Source organism: Enterocloster alcoholdehydrogenati (assembly GCF_013282095.1).
GTDB lineage: Bacteria > Bacillota > Clostridia > Lachnospirales > Lachnospiraceae > Enterocloster > Enterocloster alcoholdehydrogenati.
On the sequence record NZ_BLTJ01000004.1, the window covers coordinates 138,983 to 165,723 of the forward strand.

Annotated in this window: 26 protein-coding genes and 1 riboswitch; of the genes, 22 read left to right on the top strand and 4 right to left on the bottom strand. The window is 50.8% G+C overall.

What is annotated here, in order from left to right:
* Positions 1 to 49 precede the first annotated feature (49 nt).
* The 8 genes from feoB to HW447_RS06260 all read left to right on the top strand — a co-directional run bounded on the left by feoB (position 50) and on the right by HW447_RS06260 (position 8,427).
* Positions 50 to 2,395, top strand: coding sequence for a ferrous iron transport protein B (feoB, locus tag HW447_RS06225; protein ID WP_176254451.1), 2,346 nt, complete (start codon positions 50 to 52; stop codon positions 2,393 to 2,395).
* A 1-nt stretch (position 2,396) separates the two neighbouring features.
* Positions 2,397 to 2,537 (top strand): FeoB-associated Cys-rich membrane protein, encoded by a 141-nt coding sequence (locus HW447_RS06230; protein WP_176254452.1) that lies wholly within the window; start codon positions 2,397 to 2,399, stop codon positions 2,535 to 2,537.
* A 43-nt stretch (positions 2,538 to 2,580) separates the two neighbouring features.
* Complete coding sequence (locus tag HW447_RS06235) at positions 2,581 to 3,204, top strand: metal-dependent hydrolase (protein WP_176254453.1); 624 nt, start codon at positions 2,581 to 2,583, stop codon at positions 3,202 to 3,204.
* A gap of 114 nt (positions 3,205 to 3,318) precedes the next feature.
* A riboswitch (PreQ1 riboswitch) is annotated at positions 3,319 to 3,358 on the top strand.
* A 120-nt stretch (positions 3,359 to 3,478) separates the two neighbouring features.
* Positions 3,479 to 4,465, top strand: coding sequence for a nucleoside hydrolase (locus HW447_RS06240; protein ID WP_176254454.1), 987 nt, complete (start codon positions 3,479 to 3,481; stop codon positions 4,463 to 4,465).
* The gene (locus tag HW447_RS06245) at positions 4,462 to 5,031 is read left to right on the top strand and encodes an ECF transporter S component (protein WP_176254455.1); all 570 of its coding nucleotides are present in this window, start codon (positions 4,462 to 4,464) and stop codon (positions 5,029 to 5,031) included. The genes HW447_RS06240 and HW447_RS06245 overlap by 4 nt, the downstream gene beginning before the upstream one ends.
* A 1-nt stretch (position 5,032) precedes the next feature.
* Positions 5,033 to 5,719 (top strand): radical SAM protein, encoded by a 687-nt coding sequence (locus HW447_RS06250; RefSeq protein ID WP_176254456.1) that lies wholly within the window; start codon positions 5,033 to 5,035, stop codon positions 5,717 to 5,719.
* A gap of 188 nt (positions 5,720 to 5,907) precedes the next feature.
* Complete coding sequence (locus tag HW447_RS06255) at positions 5,908 to 7,290, top strand: MATE family efflux transporter (protein ID WP_176254457.1); 1,383 nt, start codon at positions 5,908 to 5,910, stop codon at positions 7,288 to 7,290.
* Between the two features lie 357 nt (positions 7,291 to 7,647).
* Positions 7,648 to 8,427, top strand: coding sequence for an SIMPL domain-containing protein (locus HW447_RS06260; protein ID WP_176254458.1), 780 nt, complete (start codon positions 7,648 to 7,650; stop codon positions 8,425 to 8,427).
* Between the two features lie 482 nt (positions 8,428 to 8,909).
* Here HW447_RS06260 and HW447_RS06265 read toward each other — a convergent pair whose 3' ends face one another.
* Complete coding sequence (locus HW447_RS06265; protein WP_176254459.1) at positions 8,910 to 10,274, bottom strand: MATE family efflux transporter; 1,365 nt, start codon at positions 10,272 to 10,274, stop codon at positions 8,910 to 8,912.
* Entirely contained in the window at positions 10,267 to 10,719 is a 453-nt protein-coding gene (locus tag HW447_RS06270) for a MarR family winged helix-turn-helix transcriptional regulator (RefSeq protein ID WP_176254460.1), read from the bottom strand. Before HW447_RS06270 ends, HW447_RS06265 begins: the two co-directional genes overlap by 8 nt.
* A gap of 145 nt (positions 10,720 to 10,864) precedes the next feature.
* Between HW447_RS06270 and holA the strand changes: the two genes are divergently transcribed.
* Both holA and HW447_RS06280 read left to right on the top strand, forming a co-directional pair.
* The gene (holA, locus tag HW447_RS06275; RefSeq protein ID WP_176254461.1) at positions 10,865 to 11,842 is read left to right on the top strand and encodes a DNA polymerase III subunit delta; all 978 of its coding nucleotides are present in this window, start codon (positions 10,865 to 10,867) and stop codon (positions 11,840 to 11,842) included.
* A 51-nt stretch (positions 11,843 to 11,893) separates the two neighbouring features.
* A complete protein-coding gene (locus HW447_RS06280; protein ID WP_176254462.1) occupies positions 11,894 to 12,463 on the top strand; it encodes a TIGR01440 family protein in 570 nt (189 codons plus the stop codon).
* 52 nt (positions 12,464 to 12,515) lie between these two features.
* On the opposite strand, the gene rpsT is transcribed toward HW447_RS06280, so the two are convergent.
* Positions 12,516 to 12,779, bottom strand: coding sequence for a 30S ribosomal protein S20 (gene rpsT / locus HW447_RS06285; protein ID WP_176254463.1), 264 nt, complete (start codon positions 12,777 to 12,779; stop codon positions 12,516 to 12,518).
* Positions 12,780 to 13,097: 318 nt separating this feature from the next.
* Between rpsT and gpr the strand changes: the two genes are divergently transcribed.
* From gpr to glpK, 5 genes are all read left to right on the top strand, one after another.
* Positions 13,098 to 14,114 carry a GPR endopeptidase gene (gene gpr / locus HW447_RS06290; protein ID WP_176254576.1) on the top strand — a complete coding sequence of 339 codons (1,017 nt, stop codon included), beginning with the start codon at positions 13,098 to 13,100 and terminating at the stop codon, positions 14,112 to 14,114.
* 102 nt (positions 14,115 to 14,216) lie between these two features.
* Entirely contained in the window at positions 14,217 to 15,500 is a 1,284-nt protein-coding gene (gene spoIIP, locus HW447_RS06295) for a stage II sporulation protein P (protein WP_408609675.1), read from the top strand.
* Between the two features lie 61 nt (positions 15,501 to 15,561).
* Positions 15,562 to 17,376 carry a translation elongation factor 4 gene (lepA, locus tag HW447_RS06300; protein ID WP_176254464.1) on the top strand — a complete coding sequence of 605 codons (1,815 nt, stop codon included), beginning with the start codon at positions 15,562 to 15,564 and terminating at the stop codon, positions 17,374 to 17,376.
* A gap of 24 nt (positions 17,377 to 17,400) precedes the next feature.
* Positions 17,401 to 18,597, top strand: coding sequence for a radical SAM family heme chaperone HemW (hemW, locus tag HW447_RS06305; RefSeq protein ID WP_176254465.1), 1,197 nt, complete (start codon positions 17,401 to 17,403; stop codon positions 18,595 to 18,597).
* Positions 18,598 to 18,633: 36 nt separating this feature from the next.
* Positions 18,634 to 20,133, top strand: coding sequence for a glycerol kinase GlpK (gene glpK, locus HW447_RS06310; protein WP_176254466.1), 1,500 nt, complete (start codon positions 18,634 to 18,636; stop codon positions 20,131 to 20,133).
* A 1-nt stretch (position 20,134) separates the two neighbouring features.
* Here glpK and HW447_RS06315 read toward each other — a convergent pair whose 3' ends face one another.
* Positions 20,135 to 21,139, bottom strand: a complete 1,005-nt coding sequence (locus HW447_RS06315) for an asparaginase (RefSeq protein WP_176254467.1) — start codon at positions 21,137 to 21,139, stop codon at positions 20,135 to 20,137.
* Positions 21,140 to 21,394: 255 nt separating this feature from the next.
* On the opposite strand from HW447_RS06315, the gene HW447_RS06320 reads away from it, so the two are divergent.
* The 7 genes from HW447_RS06320 (at position 21,395) to ilvN (ending at position 26,735) form a co-directional block, all read left to right on the top strand.
* Positions 21,395 to 21,838 (top strand): NfeD family protein, encoded by a 444-nt coding sequence (locus HW447_RS06320; protein WP_176254468.1) that lies wholly within the window; start codon positions 21,395 to 21,397, stop codon positions 21,836 to 21,838.
* A 10-nt stretch (positions 21,839 to 21,848) separates the two neighbouring features.
* On the top strand, positions 21,849 to 22,799 hold the full coding sequence (locus HW447_RS06325; RefSeq protein ID WP_176254469.1) for an SPFH domain-containing protein: 951 nt from the start codon (positions 21,849 to 21,851) through the stop codon (positions 22,797 to 22,799).
* A 64-nt stretch (positions 22,800 to 22,863) separates the two neighbouring features.
* On the top strand, positions 22,864 to 24,261 hold the full coding sequence (locus tag HW447_RS06330; RefSeq protein ID WP_176254470.1) for an MATE family efflux transporter: 1,398 nt from the start codon (positions 22,864 to 22,866) through the stop codon (positions 24,259 to 24,261).
* A 48-nt stretch (positions 24,262 to 24,309) separates the two neighbouring features.
* Positions 24,310 to 24,492, top strand: coding sequence for an HPr family phosphocarrier protein (locus HW447_RS06335; RefSeq protein WP_176254471.1), 183 nt, complete (start codon positions 24,310 to 24,312; stop codon positions 24,490 to 24,492).
* Positions 24,493 to 24,544: 52 nt separating this feature from the next.
* Positions 24,545 to 25,378, top strand: coding sequence for an NAD(+) diphosphatase (gene nudC / locus HW447_RS06340; protein ID WP_176254472.1), 834 nt, complete (start codon positions 24,545 to 24,547; stop codon positions 25,376 to 25,378).
* Positions 25,378 to 26,049 (top strand): HAD family hydrolase, encoded by a 672-nt coding sequence (locus HW447_RS06345; RefSeq protein WP_176254473.1) that lies wholly within the window; start codon positions 25,378 to 25,380, stop codon positions 26,047 to 26,049. The genes nudC and HW447_RS06345 overlap by 1 nt, the downstream gene beginning before the upstream one ends.
* Before the next feature lie 182 nt (positions 26,050 to 26,231).
* Positions 26,232 to 26,735 carry an acetolactate synthase small subunit gene (ilvN, locus tag HW447_RS06350; protein WP_176254578.1) on the top strand — a complete coding sequence of 168 codons (504 nt, stop codon included), beginning with the start codon at positions 26,232 to 26,234 and terminating at the stop codon, positions 26,733 to 26,735.
* The last annotated feature ends 6 nt before the right edge of the window (positions 26,736 to 26,741 follow it).

Genomic DNA, 26,741 nt, shown 5'->3' on the forward strand with positions numbered 1-26,741 from the left:
GGAAAGCTACGAAAGAATGTTCTAACGTACCAGAAAGGACAGATTGAAAATGACACTGAAAAACCTGGAAATAGGAAAGAGCGCTGTCATAAAAGCGGTGGGCGGAGAGGGCGCTCTGCGGCAGCACTTTTTGGATATGGGAGTGATTCCCGGAGCTGAGGTGACGGCGGTGAAGCTGGCTCCCATGGGCGATCCTCTGGAACTTCAGATCCACGGCTATGAACTGACGCTGCGTCTGGCAGATGCGGATCAGATCGAGATCGAGCCCATTGATTCCCGTACCCGCCCCCATGAGGGAGCAAGGGATATAAACAATACAGTTCATCCCGGACTGGGAGAGGATGGCAAATACCATGTAAAGGGAGAGGCCGATCCTCTTCCTGAGGGGGAAACACTTACATATGCACTGGTGGGAAATCAGAACTGCGGAAAAACCACACTGTTTAACCAGCTGACGGGAGCCAATCAGCACGTGGGAAATTTTCCGGGTGTTACAGTGGACCGCAAGGACGGCCCCATCCGGGGATATTCCAACACTCTGGTTACGGATCTTCCGGGCATTTATTCCATGTCGCCTTACACCAGCGAGGAGATCGTATCCAGAAACTTTGTGCTGAATGACAAGCCAAAGGCCATAATCAACATTGTGGATGCCACCAACATTCAGCGCAATCTGTACCTGACCATGCAGCTGCTGGAGATGGATGTCCCCATGGTCATTGCACTTAATATGATGGATGAGATCACAGGAAACGGCGGAACGATTGATGTAAATGGCATTGAGGCCATGCTGGGCGTTCCGGTAGTCCCCATCTCTGCAGCGAAGAATCAGGGGGTGGATGAACTGGTAAAGCACGCCATCCACATTGCCAGATATCAGGAGCGGCCGGGCCGTCAGGACTTTTGTGATGAAAATGATTTTGGCGGCGCGGTTCACAGGGGCATCCATGCGGTCTGCCACCTCATCGAGGATCACGCCAGGAGCGCCGGTATCCCTCTGCGGTTTGCAGCCTCCAAGCTGATTGAAGGCGACTCCCTGATCTTAAAACAGCTGAAGTTAGACCAGAATGAGGTCGAGACGCTGGAGCACATCATTCTCCAGATGGAAAAGGAACGCGGCCTGGACCGCAGCGCAGCCATGGCAGATATGCGTTTTTCCTTTATTGAAAAAATATGTGAAAAGACAGTGGTAAAGCCCAAGGAGAGCAGAGAGCATATACGCAGCCGCAGGATTGATCAGGTGCTCACGGGAAAATACACGGCGATTCCCTGCTTTATCGGAATTATGGCCGCAGTGTTTTATCTGACCTTTAATGTGATCGGAGCCTGGTTCCAGGGTCTTCTTGAGATTGGGGTCGGCGCACTGACCCAGTGGGCGGACGCAGGGCTTACGGCAGCCCATGTCAATCCCGTGCTTCATGGACTTGTGATCGACGGTATTTTCTCAGGCGTGGGTTCGGTTCTGTCCTTCCTTCCGGTGATCGTGACCCTGTTTTTCTTTCTCTCCATGATGGAGGACAGCGGTTATATTGCCCGAGTGGCCTTCTTTATGGATAAACTTTTAAGAAAAATCGGTCTCTCCGGCCGGAGCATCGTGCCTATGCTGATCGGCTTTGGCTGTACGGTTCCCGCGGTAATGGCCACCCGTACCCTTCCAAGTGAACGGGACCGGAAAATGACCATCCTTTTAACGCCCTTTATGAGCTGTACCGCCAAGCTTCCCATCTACGCCTTCTTTGTAAGCGCTTTTTTCCCAAAGAGAGGCGGTCTTATTATGGCAGGCCTTTATATTATGGGAATCCTGGTTGGAATTCTGGTGGCGCTTGTGTTTAAGGGTACCTTATTTAAGGGAGAGGCGGTTCCTTTTGTAATGGAGCTGCCCAACTACCGCCTGCCCGGCTTTAAAAATGTAAGCCAGCTTTTATGGGAAAAAGCAAAGGACTTTTTGCAGCGGGCGTTTACAGTTATCCTGGTGGCAACGGTGGCGGTGTGGTTCCTTCAGAGTTTTGATACTCATTTTAACATGGTAGAGGATTCCTCTCATAGTATCCTGGCGGCAGCCGCCGGCTGGATGGCTCCTGTGTTCGCCCCGCTGGGCCTGGGAGACTGGAGAATCATCACCTCTTTGATCAGCGGTTTTATGGCAAAGGAAAGCGTAGTTTCCACACTGGAGGTGCTTTTTGCCGGCGGCGTAGAGAACACTCTTACTACCCTGGCGGCAGCATCCCTTCTGGTATTCTGCCTGCTCTATACCCCCTGTGTGGCGGCGATTGCCTCCGTAAAGCGCGAACTGGGAGGAAAGTGGGCGATTCTGGTGGTGTTCTGGCAGTGCGGGATTGCCTGGATCGCAGCCTTTGCAGTAAAAATGGCGGGAACCTTGATGGGAGCGGCGTAATATGAATCTATGGAATCTGGTAATTGCTATTCTGGTGGCGGCTGCCCTGGGAGCTGCTGTCCGAAAACTCTGGAAAGACAGGAAAAACGGCTCCGGCGGCTGTTCGGGAAACTGTTCCGGCTGCAGCGGGTGCAGACATTAAAATACATACAAATGACAAAAGCTACAGACAGGAGACACGAGACATGATGGGAAAAACACATATGATAGCGGGAATTGCGGCTGCGGCGTTCATAGCCCGGCCGGATACCCTGGGAGGCTGTCTGGAGGCTATTCTTGGCGGTGCGCTGGGAGGCCTGATCTGCGATCTGGATGTGCAGTCCAGCACCTACTGCCGGGATGCGGGGATTGTGAGAAATGCGGCTCTTGTCCTGGGAGCAGGGGTGATGTTTTTAGATTGGAAATGGAATACCGGAATCTGGAACCATATCAGTTCCCATGTGGGAGGCGCGCAGATGGCCGGGCTTGGGATCTTTCTGGCGGTAACTGTGATTGGAAAGCTCTCTTCTCATAGAAGTTTTACCCATTCATTTTTAGCTTTGGGACTTTTAATGGCGTCATTTCAGCTTTTATACGCGCCGCTGACGCCCTTTGTGGCCGCAGGATTTCTCTCACATATGGCGCTGGATCTGCTGAATAAAAAGCCGGTAGAGATCTTTTACCCATGGAAAAAAGGCGTTTGCTTAAGGCTTTGCCATGCCGACGGCATAGGGAATACCGTTCTTTTCTGGGTAGGGATTCTTATAATTCTGGAAGAATTTGGAAATGTGGGGCTTAAGCTGATCCAGGGCGGTTTAGGCGTGTTTTAAAGACCGGAGACCGGTCTGAAATTTGCAGTTGCATTTTTCGACCGGTTTTGTTATACTGGCGCAGGTGCTATATGCCATCCGCAAACAAACAGCTGCGGATGGCAAAGAAAATTACATACACTGGTTCGAGATCCTCCCAGTATAAAAAACTAGGTTTTGGAATGGGTATCTTTCAGCTTAGGTACCTTTTTTCTGTTATGCTTCCAGGAGATGCGCTGCAGCCTTGGGGGGAGATCTCGAAACAGAGAAAGGGTCAGAGGTTGAAAGTTTTTTTATGTGCAGAATTGTGATTGACTGTGATCCGGGAATCGATGATTCTCTGGCGCTTCTTTTGGCTTTAAACTCCCCGGAACTTTCTGTCGCCGCCATTACCACGGTATCGGGAAATGTGCCGGCCCATATGGGGGCTGCCAATACAGGAAAGGTTTTAAAACGCATGGGTCGTCTTGATATTCCGGTATATGTGGGGGAGCCGGTTCCATTGAAACGGGCCTATGTGGATGCTATGGATACTCACGGATCCGATGGTATGGGAGAGAGCTTCTTCGAGGAGGCGGATATCCCTTATCAGGAAATGGGGGCTGTGGAATATCTGGAAACGCTTCTGGAACAGGAGGAGATATCGGTCCTGGCGCTGGGGCCAATGACCAATCTGGCAAGACTGGCCCGGAAACGGCCGGATCTTCTTAAAAATATCAGGGAGATCATTTCCATGGGAGGGAGCTTTAAAAGCCATGGAAACTGTTCGCCGGTGGCAGAGTACAACTACTGGTGCGATCCAGAGGCCGCTGCTGTGTGCTTTGAGGCCTTTGGAGCAGCGGGAAAGAAGATCCACATGGTGGGGCTGGATGTGACAAGGAAGATTGTGCTGACGCCGAATCTGCTGGAATATATCTGCCGCCTGGATCCGGATACGGGAGAATGGATCCGCCGTCTCACCGGTTTTTACATGGATTTCCACTGGAAACAGGAGGGAATTATCGGCTGTGTCATCAATGATCCTCTGGCAGCGGCTTATTTTGTGAAACGCAGTCTCTGCAGTGGTTTTGACTGCTATACGGCAGTGGAAACGGAAGGGATCTGCGCCGGACAGTCGGTGGCGGACGCCATGAATATCTGGAAGAAACCGGCGAACAGCCATGTGCTCACAGAGACGGACTGCAAAGCATTTATGTATTTCTTCCTGTCAAGGATCCTGAGAAAGCCTGATGGAGGCCGCTATGAGGAAGAAGAACTAAAATTACTGGAGGTATTGGTATGAGAGAGAAAAAAAGGATAACAGCGTATCAGATCTGCCTGGTGGCTTTTGCCGCAGGCATCAATATTGCAGGAGGACAGATTGCCCTGGCTCTTCGCCTGCCGGTGTATCTGGACAGTGTGGGCACGGTGTTTACGGGCGTTGTCTTAGGCCCGTGGTTTGGCCTTCTGCCGGGGCTTTTAAGCGGTCTCATCATGGGGGTGACAGTGGATATCTACTCTCTGTATTTTGCTCCCGTTGCCATGATTACCGGTTTTACGGCAGGACTTGTGTTCCGCCGGATCTCTCTGAACAGGGTCTCTGTTTTTCCGGCTGCGCTGGCGGTAACGGTGCCGGGAACCATGGTCAGTTCCCTGATCAACGCCGTTCTTTTCGGCGGCGTTACATCCTCCGGATCCTCTGTTTTGGTGCAGCTTCTGATGCATACGCCTCTGGGGCTTACAGGAAGTATTTTTGTGGTGCAGATCCTGACGGATTATGCGGATCGGTGCCTGGCTTTAATCGCAGTTGGTGCTCTTTTGACCGCTATGGGAGGAGAACTCCGCCAAAAGCTTGCAGGAGGCAGATAGGATGGAGCGCTACAGCAGGATTACAGAAAAAAACCAGCGGGAGATTGTTCTTTTAAGGGCTTTTCCCTGTGCCTGGGGAAAATGCACGTTCTGCGACTACATTGGGGACAATGGAAGAGACAGGGAAGAAATGGTTCAGGAGAACCGTCAGGTTTTATCAAGGGTTACAGGTGCCTTCGGCGTTCTGGAGGTGATCAATTCCGGCAGCTGTTTTGAGCTTCCTGAGAAAACGCTGGAGGATATTAAGGAAATCGCACAGCGGCATTCCATCGGCCGGCTGATTTTTGAGAGCCACTGGATCTACCGGAAACGGCTGAATGAGCTGCGGGAGTATTTTAAGATCCCCATTACCTATAAAATGGGAGTGGAGACCTTTGACTACGAATTCCGCGAAAAGGTACTCAATAAGCACGCAGAGTTTCAAAGTGCCCAGGAGGCGGCGGCCTATTTTGATTCCATCTGCCTGATGGTGGGAATCAAGGGGCAGACAAAGGAGATGATCCGAAATGACATCCGCCAGCTGAAAGCCCATTTTAAACATGGGACAATCAACGTTTTCAACAATAATTCCACGGCTGTCAAGAGGGATGAGGAACTGGTAAAATGGTTCATGGAAGAGTACCAGTGGCTTCTTGACGACCCGGATACAGAGGTGTTGTACGAGATTACCGATTTTGGTGTGGGCTGAGAAAAAGTCGGCAAAATTTATATGTGACAAGGGTTCATTCCTGTGCTACAATGTCCTAACTGGTATATGTGCGAATGTTCTTTTTGGGCGGTTTTAGCTTTGCAGGCAGCAGGCCATGAGAGATGGACTGACGCTCTGTACCTGAAAAACGCCGGTTGTGAATGAAACAGCCAGAAAGGAAAGAGACAATGGAACAGGATATGACAAAAGGAAGCCCTTTTAAGGTGCTGATCATGTTTACGCTGCCCCTTGCGATTGGAAATATTTTTCAGCAGCTTTACAATATGGCGGATACCATTATTGTAGGGCGGTATGTAGGCGCAGACGCTCTGGCGGCGGTGGGATCTACGGGAACGGTCATGTTTTTGCTGAACGGCTTTGCCCAGGGCATAACTGCAGGCTTTGCGGTGCTGACCTCCCAGCGCTACGGGGCGAAAAAGACAGAGGGGGTAAAGCAGAGCGTATCCAACGGAATCCTGCTTTCTGTGATCGGTGCGGTATTCTTTACAGCAGCAAGCATTCTGTTTATGAAACCGCTGCTCCATCTGATGAATACGCCGGAAAATATTTTTGCCGACGCCTACTGCTACATCAGCCTCATCAGCCTTGGCATGGTGGCAAATGTATTTTACAACCTGTTTTCCGCCTACCTGCGGGCAGTGGGAAACAGTAAGATGCCCCTTTTTTTTCTGGTGCTGTCTGCCTGTCTGAATGTAGTGCTGGATCTTGTGTTTATCATCAACTTTCAAATGGGCGTTGCGGGAGCCGCCTGGGCGACCAATCTGTCCCAGGCGATTTCCGCTGTACTCTGCGCCGTGTATATTTATAAAAAGGTGCCTTCTCTGGTGCCGGAAAAGAGACACTGGCGCATTCACCGGGGGGATACCCGTTTCCAGCTGGCTACAGGTATCCCCATGGCGCTGCAGTTTGCCATTACCTCCTCCGGCACTATGGTTATGCAGTCAGCCATCAATCTCTTCGGCTCAGAGGCCGTGGCAGCCTATACGGCGGCCGGCAAGATACACAGCCTTCTGACCCAGGGCATGGTGGCTATGGGACAGACTATGGCAGTGTACAGTGGGCAGAATTACGGAAAGGGAGATGCGGCCCGGATCCGTCAGGGAGTTCGTGCGGCTCTTGTCATCGAAGTGATCTACTCCCTTGTGTCAGCTGTAATCGTCTACTCGGCTCTGGAGCCAAGTCTCGGGCTTTTCTTCTCCGGTGAGGTAGACTTAACGGCCATGATGCCCTGGGCCAGGACTTATATCACCATCTGCACCCTGTTTTATGTCCCGCTCTGCACCATCTTTATCTTCCGAAATACCATGCAGGGCTGCGGCTACGGCTTCCTGCCCATGATGGGCGGCGTAGTGGAGCTGGTGGCCCGTCTGGCAGTAGCCGTCGTCGCCATGAACATCCACAGCTATTGGCTTGCCTGCGCCTGCGATCCCGCCGCCTGGGTGGGAGCCGGTGTATTTACGGGAGTGTCGTATCTGTATGTGATGAATAAGGTTCAGAAATCCCTGGGAGCAGGTATGCCGTCTCATGGGCTTTCAGAGAAACAGCACTGAATGAAGGGTTCATCCCCAGGGCGGGGGAACAGGGGGATATGGATTACGAACTGAAGCATGAAAGAGAAGAACTGGCTGGCGGTATCACTTACTGCCAGGATATGCTGGATAAGGATATGATTGTAAATGGCGAAATGGACTGAAACGGGTGCAAATATCCTGTGGAGAAAGCCAGGGGGACGTCAAAGAAATAGAGTGAGCTGTAAGCTTTAGAATCGTGGCAGCGAATCCGTATGTTTGCCTTAAAATTTGTAAGACAATTTAAGAGAAAAGAAATACCAATTTCCTCCTCATCTGGTAAAATAAAAACAGATCAGGGGCTGGCAGTACCATGTCCCCAAAGAGAGGAGGAAACATATGAGACAGGATAAGAAAAACACCCCCATCCGCCCTGTAGCCGCCGCCGCGCTGTCATGTATGCTGGCCGCCGCTTTGAGCGGCTGCTCTGCCGCAAAACCGGATATTATTAAGGTACAGAACGCAGGTCTGGCTGAGGAGATTACTGTGACGGGAAAGGAAGAGACGAAGGTAATTCCGGATATGGCGCAGATCCGCTACGGCATTTATACCCGGTCAGAAACAGCGGCGGGATGCCAGGAAGAAAATGGAAAACAGCTGGGTCAGACCATAGAGACGTTAAAAGATCTGGGGGTGGAGGAGGCATCCATTCAGACCTCAGCCTATGGTCTGAATCCTATTTACGATTGGGATTCCGGTGACAGAGCCGTTACAGGGTATGAGATGACAACAGAGATTACTGTTTCCGATATCCCCATCGACCAGACAGGAAAGATTTTAAGCCAGTCTGTGGTTTCCGGTGTAAATCAGGTAGAGTCGGTAAGCTATTTTTCCAGCAAATACGACGACAGCTATCAGGAGGCCCTAAAGGGCGCGATTGCCATGGCCAGGTCCAAGGCAGAGGCCATGGCAGCCGCTGAAGGAAGGACGGTTGCCTCGGCTGTGAATATCCAGGAGTATGGCTATAACCCGGAGCTGCGGTATTCCGCCTACAATGCTCCGGCAGCCGGGGCCAAATCAGCGGTGGAAGAGACGGCTGCAGCATCCGCCGATATGGCTGTCATGCCCGGTGAAGTCAGCGTGGAGGCCCAGGTTACCGTGACCTTTGAACTTGAATAAGGCACACTGCCCTAAGGAGCAGGGGTTGCAGTAAACATTATACACGTTTAAATAAACCGTATCTTCCGCACAAACCTATCTCTGCGGGGGATACGGTTTTTGTAGTGAAAAACCACCTGTTTCCCTAAACCTGTGTAATAGCCTTTTTACTGCACTGGTTTACACCTTGACAACATAAGGTACAGCGCTGGCCTCAATTAACTACAGAACCGACTGCATGGGACAGGAACCATACAGTAAGCGCTGCAAAAATTTTGGGGTTTGATAAGAATAACAATCTTTGATAAGAAAAATATGCTTATATATGAGGAAAATTGTTTTGATAGTAGTTTATTCGTTGGCAATCAGGAAAAAATATAAGAAATAATTTCGACAATTTCCCTCTCAAAACGCCGTTTATAAACCAAAACGCCTGTCCTGCCATGAATGGTTGATACCAATTTCCATGGATCAGGACAGGGATTTAAGAAGACATCTCTGTCTTATCCTTCCAGTGTACTCATGGCTTTCCTGAACTGGAAGAAAAACAGGACAGCTGTAAAGGTGACTGCAAAGAAGTCTGCTGCCGGTTCGGCCATATAGACGGCTGTGGTGGGATCAGAGGGCATGAGCCGGGGCAGGAGATAGATCAGGGGCAGCAGAAGAATGAACTTGCGCATAACTGCTACGATGATCGCGGCCCTGGCATTTCCGATGGAGGTAAAGGTCATCTGGCAGGCCATTTGGATGCCGAAGAGGAACATACAGCCCATGTAGATCCTGAGCGCGTGCTTGGTGAAGGCAATCAGAGCCGGATCTGAGGTAAACATAGCTGCAAATGCCTGGGGAACGATCATGACGCCCAGCCACAGCAATGCCGCATAGGAAACGCTCAGCGTGAGAAGCAGCTTATAGGCGGACCGCACGCGGCCGGTGAGTCTGGCGCCGTAATTGTAGCTGATGATGGGCTGCGCTCCCTGTCCAAGCCCCTGAAGGGGCAGCATGGCAAACTGCATGACGCTTGTTAAAATGGTCATAGCACCTACGGCAATGTCTCCCCCGTATTTTAAGAGAGAGGAGTTAAAGCACACGGAGATCACGCTCTCGCTGGACTGCATGATAAAGGTGGACAGTCCCAGGGCCAGGCTGGGAATGATGATGGATCTGGTAAGCTTTAAATTGGCCCTATGGATCTTGATAAAGGACTTTTTGCCAAATAGGAATGCCAGCACCCAGATACAGGACATGGCCTGTGACAGGATGGTAGCCAGGGCTGCGCCGCGTACGCCCATTCCCAGAACAAAGATGAAAATGGGGTCTAAAATGATATTGGCGGCGGCTCCGATCATAACGGAAAGCATACCTGTTTTTGCAAAGCCCTGGGCAGTGATAAAGGCGTTCATGCCTAGAGTCAGCTGTACAAAAATAGTTCCCAGGGCATAGATGTTCATATAATCCACACCGTATCCTACCGTATTTTCACTGGCTCCGAAAGCCAGAAGAAACTCACGGTTCCACAGCAGCAGCACTGTTGTAAGAATTACGGAAATGATGATCTGGACGGTAAAGCAGTTGCCCAGCGTTTTTTCCGCGGCAGCCTTGTCTCCCTGTCCCATGAAAATGGAGGCTCTTGGCGCGCCGCCGTTTCCGACCAGGGCCGCAAATGCAGATACGATCATGATCAGCGGCATACAGACGCCTACGCCCGTAAGGGCCAGGGCACCGTCTCCTGGAATGTGGCCTATGTAGATACGGTCTACGATGTTGTAAAGCATATTGATGATCTGGGCTGCAACCGTAGGAAGGGCCAGCTTCAAAAGAAGATGCCCAATGGGTTCTTTTGCCAGAAAATCCTTGTTCTCATTCATATGTGTTCCTGTCTTTCATAGCATTTTTTGTATTCTCCATGATCCGTTCTGAAAGCTTCTGATAGCAGTCGAGCTCTTTTTGGGAAAATCCCTGAAACAGATACTGTCTGTATTCTTCCATCATGCAGTCGATCTTTGCGGTGATGGGATCCGATGACGCAAGAAGAACCAGATGAATCCGCCGCCGGTCATGAAGGTCAGGGATCCGCTGTAAAAGTCCTTTTTGAATCAGGCTTTCCACAGCCTGGGAAACATTTCCCTTTGAGAGCATCCGAAACTCTGCGATATCGGCGGCAGTGTCTTTTCCTGGATTATTGTGGAGAAATGCGATTACTTTTCCTTCAATGAGAGTCAGGCGGCAGGTTTCACAGATTTTTTTTAAAAGAGTTTCATGAAGCTTGACGGAAGTCCGGATACTTAAAAGAAAATCAGTGTTTGAGGCCATGAGATCCTCCCTGGATAATAGAGATTTTTAAAAATTTCTAAAAAGAACTGTTCTAAAAAGAAATTATACGCCTTAACGAAAAATTGTCAAGAGGAAGATGGTATGGTATAATGGACATAATCAAGAACACAGGGAGAAGCAGCCTATGCAGACACTGAATCAGGATATCAGGGATCATTCCTTTAAACGGGTATATCTTCTCTACGGCGAGGAAGTATTTTTGAAAATGAGCTACAAAAACCGTTTAAAAGAAGCGGTTACCGCCGGAGATACCATGAATTTTAATCACTATGAGGGAAAGGGAATGGATGTAAATGAAATCATCAGCATTTCCGATACCATGCCTTTTTTTGCAGAACGCCGGCTGGTGCTTATGGAGGACAGCGGCTGGTTTAAGGGAGGTTCGGGGGCAGAGGAGATGAGCGCCTATCTGGAGCATATCCCGGAAACCACCTGTCTGGTATTTGTGGAAACAGAGGTGGACAAACGGGGAAAAATGTTTAAGGCAGTGAAAAAACAGGGCTATGCTGCGGAACTGGGCCGTCAGGACTCAGCTCAGTTGGGCCGCTGGGCCGCAGGGATTCTGGCAAAGAATGGGAAAAAGATTACCGGACGGACCATGGAATTTTTTCTGAGCAGGACAGGAGACGATATGGAAAATATCAGTTCTGAGCTGGAAAAACTCATCAGCTACACCCTTGGGCGTGAGGTAATTACAGAAGAGGATATTGAGGCGGTCTGCACGGTTCAGGTCACAAATAAGATTTTTGACATGATTGCGGCTATTGCCAACCGTCAGACCCGAAAGGCCATGGATCTTTATGAGGACCTGCTTACGTTAAAGGAACCTCCCATGCGGATCCTTTTTCTTATTGCCAGACAGTTTAATCAGCTTCTTCAGGTGAAGGAGCTGGTGGGACGGGGGGAGGAGAAGAGTGCCATTGCTTCTAAGCTGAAGCTTCAGCCCTTTGTGGCGGGAAAGATCATGCTTCAGGCAAAGGCATTTTCAAAGGAGCAGATTCTTTCCTATGTAAATCTTTGCGTGGATGCAGAGGAAGGGGTAAAGACAGGACGGCTTACAGACCGTCTGGCAGTGGAATTGCTCATTGCTAAAAAATATTAAAACAGGCTACGTACAGGAAATGTGAAGGTGCGCCATGCCGGCAGGAGGAAGATGAAAATGGAAGAATTACAGTTAGAAGAGATCCGGAAACAGGCAAAAGAGGTTCTGCGGGAACTTCTGGAAACGGCAAAACTGCAGCCGGGGCAGATCCTGGTGGCAGGCTGTTCCTCCAGTGAAATCGGAAACTTTAAGATAGGTTCTCATTCAAACGGGGAGATTGGCCGTGCAGTGTATGAAGCTTTATATGAGGAATTGAAGCCTGCGGGCATTTATCTGGCGGCCCAGTGCTGCGAGCATCTGAACCGTGCAATTATATTAGAAGAGGAGGCGGCTGCAAAATACGGCTGGGAGCTGGTGAACGCAGTGCCTCAGCTGAAGGCGGGAGGCTCCTTTGCAACAGCGGCTTATCAGACGCTGGAACATCCGGCAGCTGTGGAGCATATCAGAGCTCATGCGGGAATCGATATTGGTGATACGCTGATTGGGATGCATTTGAGGGATGTGGCGGTTCCAGTGCGGACGGCAAGGAATAGGATTGGGAAGGCCCATGTGGTCTGCGCCAGGACAAGACCGAAGTTTATCGGCGGTGAGAGAGCCTGTTATGATGAACAGAAAAAGTAAAAAGAAATCCCTCCGGCGGGTTAATCCGGAGGGATGTTTTATTTTTATAAAATTAAGCCAGTGTGTTGACAGCCTTGGTCACGCGGGACACTTTGCGGGCAGCATTATTCTTGTGATAAACGCCCTTAGTGCAGGCCTTCTCAATCTCTGTGATTGCCACCTGTAATGCAGTCTGGGCAGCAGCCTTATCCCCAGCAGCAACAGCAGCCTCAACCTTCTTGATCGCGGTCTTAACTTTGGATCTGATTGCCTTGTTTCTTGCAGCCTTAGTCTCGTTTACTAAGATTCTCTTCTTTGCAGATTTAATGTTAGCCAATGAAATACACCTCCGTTCGGTTTTCTCTTCTTAATCGTTGTGTTTTCCATCAAAGCCTGGACACGGACAGTTCAATGTAAACATACTATTGTATTCTAGCGAATCCCTACAGGAATGTCAAGCAGAATTTGGCGTTTTTTTGAAGTTTATGGGAATATTTTTTCCAGGCAGGAAGAGAATAGGATAAGACAGCTGTTTTGGACGGCAAAGCATGAGAATTTGCGTAAGGCCATTGAAAGACGCATCATATGAGGAGGACATGGCATGGAAGAAAAGGATAAAGGGATGGAAAAAAGAAATCAAAGGAAAGAAAATCTGATGGAGGAAACCGCAAAAGGACACAAAAAGGCAGAAGGCCCGCTCCGCCGGGAGTTTGATATACGGACCGATCTGGCTTTAGAGGAGAAGGAGAGCTTTGAAGGCAACGGAGGAGAATTACCGGGAGTAGTCTTAAAGGAGAAAAAAACGGAGGGCGGGTCGGTGAAGCTGACGGAGGTAAGGATTTTAAATGAACAGGGGGCCAGGGCCATGGGGAAGCCGGTAGGAGCTTATCTGACGCTGGAGGCGGATGAGCTGCAGACACCGGATGAGGACTATCACAGCCATGTGGCGGATGAACTGGCAGAGCAGCTGAAGGGACTTATGAAAGCAGCGGGATGGGATCAAGAGAAAGCCCCTTCGCTTTTGGTAGTGGGACTTGGGAACCGTTTTGTAACTCCTGATTCCCTGGGGCCGAGAGCCGTGGGCAATCTGCGGGTCACGTCTCATCTTGTAAAAGACGGGATAGAAGGAAAGCAGGCTTATCCGGCGCTCAGCGCGATCGCTCCCGGCGTCATGGCTCAGACGGGGATGGAAACGGCTCAGATCCTTCATGGCATCATACAGGAAACAGAACCTGACCTGGTGATCGCTATCGATGCCCTGGCGGCCAGGAGTGTGCGCAGGCTTGCTACCACGATCCAGCTGACGGATACCGGTATTCATCCTGGCTCCGGTGTTGGCAACCACCGCCACAGTCTCACGCGTGAGAGCCTGGGAGTACCGGTGATCGCCATTGGCGTGCCTACCGTGGTGGGAGCGGCGGCCATTGTGCACGATACCATTTCCGCCCTTCTTGGGGTTTTGCAGGAAAATGAATCTTCAAGAAGCACGGGAGAATGGATCCGTCAGATGGATCCGGAGGGACAGTATCAGCTGATCAGAGAACTTCTGGAACCGGAATTCGGCCCCATGTATGTGACGCCGCCGGATATCGACCAGTCAGTGCAGCAGCTGAGCTTTACTATTTCTGAGGGGATTCACCGGGCAGTGTTTGAAAACGGCAAAAACATCTGACGGTGCTGTCCGCTGCCGGCATTTTCTCTGACGCCCCGTCATATCATAGGATACAGCACTTTGGCACGGAGCAGACCAAAAAGGACAGGCGGGGATCGTGATATGAGCAAGAGAGCGAGAGGAAGGAGAACACTTGTGAGGATATTTCTCGCCGCTGCAGTAATGGCGGGAGCTGCCTTTGGGATAAAATGGTTTCTTAAGACAAGCATAACCGCTCTGACCGCTGTGCCCTGGGAGCAGCAGATCCGTCAGGCCGGGGAACAGCTGGTGGAGCTGCTCAGGGAGCAGGTACATCCCGCAGGAAGCAGGGAAAAGGAGGGATGGAGTAAAACTGCAGTATCAGACAGAATACTTACTGGCAGCGCCGCGGCCGGCGGTGTGGATGCAGACCCCTCGTACCGCCGCCATATGGATGCGCGTCAGTTTTACCGGGAGCATACCTACCTTGCCTGGTATGGAGATGAAACGACCGGTGCAGAGAGCACGGGAGAGGAAAAGACAGGTTCTCAGGATATGGCTGCAAAAAAGGATGACCCATCCGCCAGCCGGCCGGCAGATACTTCCTCCGCAGTAGCTTCATCGGCGCTTATGATGGCCGGAACACTTCCGCTTCCTGTTACTGGAACGCTCTATCAGCCCCAGCAGCTTCAGGATTACGATTTTCTCATAAAGCATTTCTACAGCGTACATACCTCCACTACGGCGGACCGCAGTCTTTTAAATGCCGACGATCTTTTAAAACGTGACCTGACCATGAAAAAAGATGCGTCAGTCCCCCAGATCCTGATCTACCACACGCATTCCCAGGAATCATTTAAAGATTCCGCTCCCCAGGGTCAGACGGTGGCAGACATAGGAACGTATCTGGCGGAGCTTCTCACAGAAAAGGGGTATGGCGTCTATCATGATACCACGGTCTATGACCTGAAGGACGGTATTTTGGACCGCAGCAAGGCCTACAATTATGCTCTGGAGGGAGTAAACCGCATTCTGCAGCAAAACCCGTCTATCCAGGTGGTTCTTGATATCCACCGTGACGGAGTGAATGAGGGGCTTCATCTGGTTTCTGAGGTAAACGGAAAGCCTACGGCTCAGATTATGTTTTTTAACGGTCTCAGCCAGACGCCGGAGGGAGAGATCGCCTACCTTCCCAATCCTTACCGGTCTGACAACCTGGCCTTCAGTCTGAAAATGCAGCTGGGCGCTCAGGCATATTTTCCCGGACTGACACGGAAAATCTATTTAAAAGGCCTGCGATACAATCTTCACCTGAGGCCGCGGTCCGCCCTTGTAGAGGTAGGCGCGCAGACAAACACCTATGAAGAGGCCAAAAACGCGATGGAGCCCCTGGCACAACTTTTGGATATGGTGTTGCAAGGGGAATGAAAAAAAGGTATAATGATACACACGGTTTATTCCAATTTTAAGAAGAAAACGAGGATAAAGAATGGCAACGATTGACCAGAGTAAAATACGTAATTTTTGTATCATCGCCCATATTGACCACGGCAAGTCCACCCTGGCTGACCGTATCATTGAAAAGACAGGGCTTTTGACCAGCAGAGAGATGCAGGAGCAGATCCTTGACAATATGGACCTTGAGAGAGAGAGGGGCATTACCATCAAGTCTCAGGCGGTCCGCACGGTATACAAGGCTAAGGACGGTGAGGAATATATTTTCAACCTGATTGACACTCCCGGCCATGTGGACTTTAACTACGAGGTGTCCAGAAGCCTGGCCGCCTGCGACGGAGCGATCCTGGTGGTAGATGCCTCCCAGGGAATTGAAGCGCAGACGCTGGCCAATGTATATCTGGCTTTGGATCACGATCTGGATGTGTTCCCTGTGATCAATAAGATCGATCTTCCCAGCGCTGATCCCGACCATGTAGAGGCTGAGATTGAGGACGTGATCGGCCTGGAGGCTCATGACGCTCCCCGGATCTCCGCGAAAACGGGCCTTAATATTGAGGACGTCCTGGAAGCGATTGTCCATAAGATCCCGGCTCCCAAGGGCGATCCGGATGCTCCTCTTCAGGCGCTGATTTTTGACTCTGTTTATGATTCCTACAAAGGAGTAATCATTTTCTGCCGCGTTATGGAAGGCACTGTAAAGAGAGGAACCAGAGTCCGCATGATGGCAACGGGAGCAGAAGAAGAGGTGGTGGAGGTAGGCTACTTCGGAGCCGGACAGTTTATCACCTGCGATGAACTCAGCGCCGGAATGGTGGGCTACATCACGGCCAGCATTAAAAATGTCCGTGATACCAGAGTGGGAGATACGGTTACAGATGCCTCCCGCCCCTGTGAGAGCCCTCTGCCCGGCTATAAAAAGGTAACACCTATGGTATACTGCGGCCTTTATCCCGCAGACGGAGCCAAATACAATGATTTAAGAGACGCTCTGGAAAAACTTCAGCTTAATGACGCTTCTCTTTTTTATGAGCCGGAGACCTCGGTCGCACTGGGTTTTGGTTTCCGCTGCGGGTTCCTTGGACTGCTCCATCTGGAGATCATTCAGGAACGCTTGGAGCGGGAGTATAATCTGGATCTTGTCACAACGGCTCCGGGCGTAGTGTACAGGGTCCATAAGACAAACAAGGAGATGATTGAACTGACCAATCCGTCCAATCTGCCGGATCCCAGTGAGATCGAATATATGGAGGAACCCATTGTCAGCGCTGAGATCATGGTGACTACTGAATATGTAGGCTCCATTATGACTCTGTGTCAGGAGCGCCGGGGCGTGTACCTTGGGATGGAGTATATTGAGACTACCCGAGCCCTTTTAAAATACGAGCTGCCCTTAAATGAGATCATCTACGATTTCTTTGACGCCTTAAAGTCCAGATCCAGAGGCTATGCTTCCTTTGACTATGAGTTAAAGGGCTATGAGCGTTCTGAACTTGTAAAGCTGGACATCCTGGTAAACAGGGAGGAGGTGGACGCCCTTTCGTTTATCGTCCATGCTGCCTCTGCCTATGAAAAGGGCCGCAGGATGTGTGAGAAATTAAAAGAGGAGATTCCGCGCCATCTGTTTGAGGTGCCCATTCAGGCGGCTGTAGGCGGTAAGATCATCGCCAGAGAGACAGTAAAGGCCGTTCGCAAGGACGTGCTGGCAAAGTGCTACGGCGGCGATATTTCACGAAAGAGAAAGCTTCTTGAAAAGCAGAAGGAAGGCAAAAAGCGTATGCGTCAGATCGGAAGCGTGGAGATTCCGCAGAAAGCCTTTATGAGCGTCCTGAAGCTGGATGACGAGTAAGAGGAAAAGTGAGACGATCACCTTATGACAAATGCAAATAAAAATACCATTGAGTTGTATATCCACATTCCTTTTTGCGTGAAGAAATGCTTTTACTGCGATTTTCTTTCCTTTCGGGCGCTGGCCTCGGATCACGAGGCCTATGTGGATCAGCTGGTAAGAGAGATTCGGGCCAGAGGGGCTTTCTGTCAGGAACTGACGGTTGCAACTGTGTTTATCGGCGGTGGTACCCCTACTGTGATGGAACCGGAACTGATTCGCAGGATTATGGAGGCAGTGGGGGAGAATTTCACGCTGGAACCTGACGCTGAGATCACAATTGAGGCAAATCCCGGAACTCTTTTATACAACAAGCTGCCGGTATACCATGATTGCGGGATCAACCGCCTGAGTCTGGGCCTTCAGTCGGCAGACAATGAAGAACTTAAAAATCTGGGGCGGGTTCATTCCTTTGAGGAATTTTTAAAAAGCTACCAGAGTGCCAGGATGTCCGGGTTTACAAATATCAGTGTGGATCTGATGAGCGGGATCCCCGGACAGACTCTGGAATCCTGGAAAAACACGTTAAAGAAGGTAACGATGCTTAAGCCGGAGCACATTTCCGCCTACAGCCTTATTATTGAAGAGGGAACTCCCTTCTGGGATCAGTACGGGCCGGGAGCGGGGCGAGTGAAAGCGGGAGCAGCCTTCCCTCTGCCGGATGAGGATACAGAGAATCGGATCTACCATCTGACGCGGGATTTTCTTCGTGACATGGGGTATAACCGGTACGAGATTTCAAATTACGCAAAGCCGGGGAAGGAATGCCGCCACAATATTGGCTACTGGACTGAGGTGTCCTATCTGGGGCTGGGGCTGGGAGCCTCTTCCTACATGGACGGCTGCCGTTTTTCCAATGAAAAGGATATGAGGCGGTATCTGTCGCTGGATCTGGAGCATGACTGCGGAGAAGGCTTAAGGGAACTGGCAGGTCCGGTGGAGCAGCTTTCCCGAGAAGCCCGTATGGAAGAGTTTATGTTTTTGGGGCTTCGGATGACAAGGGGCGTATCGGAGATGGATTTCGTCCGTCTGTTTGGAGTGAAGATGGATACCGTTTATGGAGAGAAAATCCGCCGTCTCATGGCCAACGGCCTATTGAAAAAAGACGGGGTATGGCTGTCTCTGACGGAGTGGGGCATGGATGTGAGCAACTTCGTACTCAGTGAATTTTTGCTGTCCTGACGGGAATGGATACCAGTATAAAGAGGAGGGGAGCATATGGGAAAATACATTATGGCGTTTGACGCCGGTACTACCAGCAGCCGATGTATCCTTTTTAATGAAAAGGGAGAGGTATGCAGCACAGCACAGAAGGAGTTTACCCAGTATTTTCCAAAACCGGGCTGGGTGGAACATAATGCCAATGAGATATGGTCTACTCAGCTGGGAGTGGCAGTGGAGGCCATGTCAAAGATCGGGACTCTGGCAGCGGATATTTCAGCCATCGGCATTACCAACCAGCGGGAGACGACCATTGTCTGGGATAAGGCTACCGGGGAACCGGTGTGTCCTGCTATTGTATGGCAGTGCCGGCGGACGGCTGATTACTGCGATTCCTTAAAAAAACATGGGTTTACCGAGATGATCCGGGAAAAGACGGGCCTTGTGCTGGATGCCTATTTTTCCGCCACCAAACTGAAATGGATTTTGGATCACGTGCCTGGGGCCAGGGAACGGGCTCAGAGGGGAGAACTGCTTTTTGGAACAGTGGAAACCTGGCTGATCTGGAAACTGACCAGGGGAAAGGTTCATGTGACGGATTATTCCAATGCGTCACGGACCATGCTGTTTAATATCAATACGCTTACCTGGGACGCAGATATTTTAAGGCTTCTTGATATACCAGAGTGTATGCTCCCGAAGGCGGTGCCCTCCAGCTGCGTCTACGGTATGACGGACAGGCAGTTTTTCGGCGATCCCATTCCTGTAGGAGGGGCGGCGGGAGACCAGCAGGCCGCCCTGTTCGGGCAGACCTGCTTTGAGCCGGGAGACGCTAAGAATACATATGGAACCGGCTGTTTTCTTCTGATGAACACAGGAACAGAGCCTGTATTTTCAAAGAGTGGCCTGGTAACAACCATCGCATGGGGGTTGGATGGAAAGGTGACGTATGCCCTGGAAGGATCGATTTTTGCGGCAGGGGCGGCGATCCAGTGGCTCAGGGATCAGCTGCGGATCATTGAGTCTGCCGCTGATTCCGAGTATATGGCTGCCAAGGTAAAAGATACTAACGGCTGCTATGTGGTGCCGGCCTTTACAGGGCTGGGAGCGCCACACTGGGATCCCTATGCAAGAGGGGCTATCCTTGGGCTTACCAGAGGGGTAAATAAGTACCACATCATCCGCGCCACACTGGATTCCCTCTGCTATCAGACAAACGATGTGCTGGAAGCCATGAAGGCGGATCTGGGCCGGGATATCCTGCGTCTGAAGGCAGACGGAGGGGCCAGCGCCAACAATTATCTTCTGCAGACACAGGCGGATCTTACGGGCGTACAGGTGGACCGGCCTTCCTGTGTAGAGACGACGGCTATGGGAGCGGCGTACCTGGCTGGCCTGGCGGTTGGATTCTGGAAAAATAAGGATGAAATCGCCCGTAACTGGAAAGCAGACCGCAGCTTTTGCCCTGGGATTGAGCAAGAACAGAGAAACCGGATGTTAAAGGGCTGGCAGAAGGCGGTCCGGTGCTCTTATGGATGGGCGATGGAGGAACCATAGCTTACGATTTCCAGAGAATATCGCGGTTGACGGTCTGATAAAAGAGCCGGCGGATCTCCTGTGGATCGCTGGTCTGGCCCAGGATCCACATGGTCTTTGTGACTGCGGCTTCCAGCGTCATATCGTAGGCCTCCAGAAGGCCGAATTCCTTTTTGAGGTTTTTTCCCACCTCATAGACGGACATATTGCTACCTTCATTGGTGACCTGGGTGGTCATGATCACGGTTTTTCCCAGACTGGTCCAGCGGCTGACGGCCCGGTAATAATCCTCCCTGTCATAAGATGGCAGTCCTCCTACGCCAAAGGACTCGATGATCACGGCGTCATAATGTTCTGCCATATAGTCCAAAAGGGAGGCGTCGGTGGAGGGGATCAGCTTTAAAAGCCCTACATTGGGATTGAGCCGGCGGAAAAATATGACCGGCTCTGTGATCAGGGCCTTGTCATCCAGATAAAAGAGAATGTGCTCTTCCTGGATCATGGCAATATAGGGGAAATTGATGCTGGAAAAGGCGTTGTAGCTTTTGGTCCGCTCCTTTTTTCCGCGGGTTCCCGCGATTACCTTGCCGTCAAAGACAATATTGATTCCGTGGGCCTGGCTGTGGGAGGCAAAGCGGAGACTGTCGGCCAGATTGGTACGGGCGTCTGTATTTTCCATATCAATGGGCTTTTGGGCACCGGTGATCACAATGGGCTTTTTCGAGTTTCGGATCAGGTAGGAGAGAGCCGCTGCCGTGTAAGCCATGGTGTCTGTACCGTGGGTGATGACAAAGCCGTCATAGTCCTCATAATGCTCCTCAATCGCCCCTGCCATGGCCAGCCAGTGAGAAGGCTGGATATTGGTGCTGTCGATGTTTAAGACCTGAATGGCGTCAATGGAGCAGAATTCTTTGCTGGCTGGAACATAGGAAAGGATTTCTTCTGAGGAAAGAAGGGGCTTTAGCCCTTCGGGGGTGCGCTTACAGGCAATGGTGCCGCCGGTGCCAAGAAGCAGGATACGTTTCATAATGGATTCTCCTTATAAAATGCCGGTGCTGCCTGATGGAAGCTGCCGGAACTGATGGTCTGTCTGTATTCTAACGATTCTCTTACGATTTGTCAATTTTTTCATTCCCATATTTGAATATAACTGTAAATATGCTACAATGGGTATATCTTTCATCAGCAGGGAGTTTCTTCTCTGGATGATGGGAATTATATCCGTACAGGAAGCACGTATGCTGCTTTTGCGTGCGGTTCTTTGGAAAGGAGGAAAAAGCAGATGGCTGTATTCTGGATCGGTGCATTTATTGTGTTTGTGGCGGCAGAGGCGCTTACAGTTTCGCTGACCTGCATCTGGTTTGCCGGCGGCGCGCTTGGGGCTTTGGCGGTGCAGGTCCTCGGAGGCGGCGTGAAGCTGCAGTTTGCCTTGTTTGCTGCGGTCTCCTTTGGGCTTCTTCTTATGGTGCGCCCCCTGGCTTCTGGCTGCTTAAAGACAAAGCGGGCCAGAACCAATACAGACGGGCTGATCGGAAGGAAGGTCGTGGTGAAGGATACCATCGATAACATCCGTGGAACAGGAAGCGTTTTGCTGGCAGGGGAGACCTGGCTTGCAAGAACCGTTCGGGAGGATCAGATCCTTGAGCCGGGGACTGCGGCCGTTATACGGGAGATCCAGGGCGTTAAGCTTTTGGTAGAGCAAGAAGGAAAGAACGAAGAAAAGTAGGAGGTAGGTTATGTTTGGTGTGATCGGAGGATTTATGGCATTTATTATTATTGCGGTTATTATTCTGGTGATTCTTTCATCCTGTATCCGTATTGTGCCCCAGGCCCAGGCTCTGGTGGTAGAGCGGCTGGGAGGATATCTTGGAACCTATGGCGTGGGTGTTCATTTTCTGATGCCCTTTGTGGATCGTGTGGCCAAAAAGGTCAATCTGAAGGAACAGGTAGAGGATTTTCCGCCCCAGCCTGTAATCACAAAGGATAATGTTACCATGCAGATCGATACAGTAGTCTTTTTCTACATTACAGATCCCAAGATGTATGCGTACGGTGTGGAACGGCCGATTCTGGCAATCGAAAATCTGACAGCTACTACTTTAAGAAATATCATCGGAGATCTGGAACTGGATGAAACGCTGACCTCCCGTGAGACCATCAATGCAAAGATGCAGGAGTCTTTGGACATTGCAACGGATCCCTGGGGCATTAAGGTGACCCGTGTGGAACTTAAGAATATTATACCGCCGGCTGCGATCCAGGAAGCCATGGAGAAGCAGATGAAGGCGGAGCGTGAGCGCCGTGAAGCCATCTTAAAGGCAGAGGGAGAGAAGAAGTCCATGATCCTGGTGGCGGAGGGCAATAAAGAGTCTGCCGTACTGAACGCGGAGGCGGAGAAGGAGGCGGCAATCCTCCGGGCAGAAGCAGAGAAGGAGAAAAAGATCAAGGAGGCAGAAGGCCAGGCAGAGGCCATCCGCACCGTGCAGCAGGCAACTGCGGAAGGCATCCGCTATATCAAGGATGCAGGGGCAGATGAAGCTGTGCTCCAGCTTAAGAGCCTGGAGGCTTTTATAGCGGCGGCTGACGGCAGAGCCACCAAGATCATCATTCCCTCCGAGATCCAGGGGATTGCAGGCCTTGTAAAGTCCATCACAGAGGTGGCGGGAGAGGGAAAGGCCGGGAAGTAAGCCTAAACAGACGGCCCCGGCGTTACAGACAGAAAAATCATGACGGATATGAGGAGATAATGGAATGGATGCGGAATGCAGGGGAAAGAAAACGCAGGTAAATGGAATCACAGAGGGGAGTATTTTCGGACAGCTCCTGCTGTTTTTCTTTCCTATTTTATTTGGAACATTTTTCCAGCAGCTGTATAATACGGCGGACGCTGTGGTGGTAGGACGTTTTGTGGGAAAACAGGCTCTGGCGGCGGTAGGCGGAACTACCAGCACTCTGATCAATCTGATGGTAGGTTTTTTCGTAGGACTGTCCAGCGGCGCTACGGTGGTTATTTCACAGTACTATGGGGCAAAGAAGGCGGATAAGGTGCACTGGGCGGTTCATACTTCCGTGGCCTTTTCCCTCATAGGCGGGATCTGCTTTATGGTGATCGGCCTTGTGGGAGCCAGATGGGCCCTGACGGCCATGCACACACCGGAGGATGTAATGGACCATGCGGTGACATACATCCGCATCTATTTCCTGGGAATGATCCCGAATCTTCTTTATAATATGGGAGCGGGTATCCTGCGGGCAGTGGGGGACTCGAAACGGCCTTTATATTTCCTCATAGGGAGCTGCTTTGTGAACATTGTGCTGGATGTGCTTTTAGTGGCTGGGTTCCATATGGGAGTGGGAGGAGCGGCGTTGGCAACCATTTCCTCGCAGCTTTTCTCCGCCATTATGGTGATCTGGTGCCTGACACATACAGAAGATATGTATAAGGTGGAGTGGAAGAAGGTAAAGATCGACGGCCGTATGCTTCAGCGGATCGTGCGCATCGGTATCCCGGCGGGAATGCAGTCGGTGATGTATAATATATCCAACATTATCATCCAGGCCGGAGTCAACAACCTGGGTACGGACAACGTAACCGCTTGGGCGACCTACGGAAAGGTAGATGGACTGTACTGGATGATGATCAATGCTCTGGGCATCTCTGTTACGACCTTTGTAGGACAGAACTTCGGAGCCAGGAGAATGGACCGGGTGCGTAAGGGCGCCGGGGCCTGTATGGCTATCGGTGTGATTCTTACAGCAGCTGTATCAATTGGCCTGTATTTTTGGGGCTACCTGTTTGTGGAACTTTTTACGGCTGACCAGCAGGTGCAGCAGATCAGCATGGATCTGATCCGCTTCATGGCGCCCACGTATATTACCTATATCACCATTGAGATCCTTTCGGGTACGCTGCGCGGCGTGGGAGATGCCTGGATGCCGCTTATTATTACCGGCATAGGCGTCTGCCTGGTGCGTGTCCTGTGGATCATTTGTGCCATGCCTCATTTCCAGTCTATTCTGGCGGCGGCCTTCTGTTATCCTCTGACCTGGACTTTAAGTTCCATCGCCTTTGTGGTGTATTACTATTTCTTCAGCAGCTTAAAGCGGGTGGATTTAAAGAAAATTCTTTTGAAACGTCGGTATAGATAGGAAAGAGAGGGATAAACTTCCTGTATAATGATTACAGGAGGTTTATCTATGACATCAGGAGAGGTTGTTTTCAAAAATGTGGAGGAGATCATCTGTTTTGTGAACCAGGCTGAGAAGGTGTGCTGGGACGTGGATGTCTGCCTGGGGAGTTGTGTGGTAGACGGAAAGTCTTTGCTGGGGGTCATGAGCTTCGGCACGGGAAAGCGGCTGAGAGTAGTGATCCACGACTGAATCGCTGCAAAATGATCCCTATGGGGGAAGATGAGGAAAGGAAGCGATACTGATGATACAGGATATTGAGCCAAAGAAATATGATCCGGCCTTTAAAAGACGCAGGCCCAAGGATGAGGATATACTGCTTCATTACGAATACAATAAAGTCATGCTGATAAAGGAGGGAGAAGGCTGTCGTCTCCCTTCTTTTAAAGACTTAAAGGACGAGGGCAGCTTTAAGGAAAACGCATATTACCTTTTTTCCATTGACGGAACGGGATATTTTCTGTCAGATGACGCAAGGCTGCCAGAATTTGGCGGCTTTGTGATGGAAGGGCTGCAGATCTTCCGGTTTTTTGAGCCTATGGAGGCTGCCTTTGCCGGGATTACGGGAAGCCAGATCTATCGCTGGCGGGAAAGCAGGAGGTTCTGCGGCTGCTGCGGCGGAAAAATGGAGCCGGGTACAAAGGAGCGGTCCATGGTCTGCACGGCTTGCGGCCACACGGAGTATCCGAAGATAAGTCCTGCAGTGATTGTTGCCATTAAAAACGGGGATAAGCTTCTTATGTCCCGGTACGCCAGAGGAACCTACCGCAATTTTGCCCTGATTGCAGGGTATCTGGAGGTGGGAGAAACCTTTGAGGACTGCGTCAGACGGGAGGTAATGGAAGAGGTTGGCCTTAAGGTGAAAAATATCCGTTACTATAAAAGCCAGCCCTGGGCCTTTTCCGATACCGTGATGATCGGTTTTGTGGCGGATCTTGACGGGGATGATGCCATCCGTCTGGAAGAAGAGGAACTGGCGGAGGCTGGCTGGTATACCAGGGATGAGATTGTGGAATACCCGCCCTATATCAGTGTGGGACATGAGATGATGAAAGCGTTTAAGGAAGGAAAGCTCTGATGAGGAAAAAGAAGTACATATTATTCGATCTGGATGGAACGCTGACTGATCCGAAGGAAGGGATTACAAAATCGGTGCAGCATTCCCTTCGCCGCTTTGGGATTGAGGAGGAAAATCTGGATGCGCTCTGCCCGTTTATCGGCCCGCCCCTAAGAGACAGCTACATGAAGTTTTACGGGTTTTCAGAAGAACAGGCAACAGAAGCCATAGGGGTATACCGGGAGTATTTCTGTAAGGATGGCTGGGTGCAGAATAAGGTATACCCAGGTATCCGCAGGCTGCTTAAAGATTTAAGGTCGGCGGGCAGGAAACTGTATGTAGCTACTTCCAAGCCGGAGCCGTTTGCGGTGCAGATACTGGAGCATTTTGAACTGGCAGAGTTTTTTGACTTTATCGGCGGAGCGGATTTAGAGGAAACGCGGGTGAGAAAAGGGGATGTGATCGGCTATGTCCGAACACGCTGCGGCCTGCTGCAGAACGCCCGGAACGGGATTGCAAAGACGGACATGGTGATGGTAGGCGACAGGGAATATGATGTACTGGGGGCGAGAGAACAGGGGATCGGGTCTATCGGAGTGCTGTATGGGTACGGAAGCAGAGAGGAACTTGAGGGCTGCCGCGCAGAGCGGATCGCACAGACCGTAGAGGAACTGAGGGGAATCCTTTTGTGAAAGGTTTAAATGTATAACCTGAATTTATGATAACCATTCCCTTTATACATTTGACAAATAAAATAATGGTTGCTATTATAAAAACTAATATGCGGCACGGGGAATTTTCAGACAAATTCCTGCAAAGAAACAGCAGGAAAACGGCTGAGAGACAATGGGCCGATATGGAGGAATCAGATATGATGGATGACAGAATCGTATTGTCACTCCTGGTAGACAATACGGCCGGTGTTCTGGCCCGTGTGGCCGGTCTTTTCAGCCGCCGCGGCTACAATATTGAAAGTCTGACGGTAGGCGTTACGGCAGACCCCAGATATTCCAGGATGACCGTAGTGTCTCTGGGGGATCAGACCGTTCTGGAACAGATCAAGAATCAGCTGGACAAGCTGGAGGATGTAAGGGATATTAAGGAATTAAAACCGGACCGCTCCGTATACAGGGAGCTGATGATGATTAAGGTCAGAGCCAATGCCCAGGACCGTCAGGCAGTCAGCGCCATATCGAACATTTTCCGCGCTACCATCGTAGATGTGGGCAGGGATTCTCTGACCGTCATGCTGACAGGCGATCAGTCGAAGCTGGATGCTCTGATCAATCTGTTAGAGGACTATGAGATTCTGGAACTGGCCCGTACGGGACTGACCGGACTGGAACGGGGCAGCGAAGATATCCGCTATCTGCCTTAAAAGGCG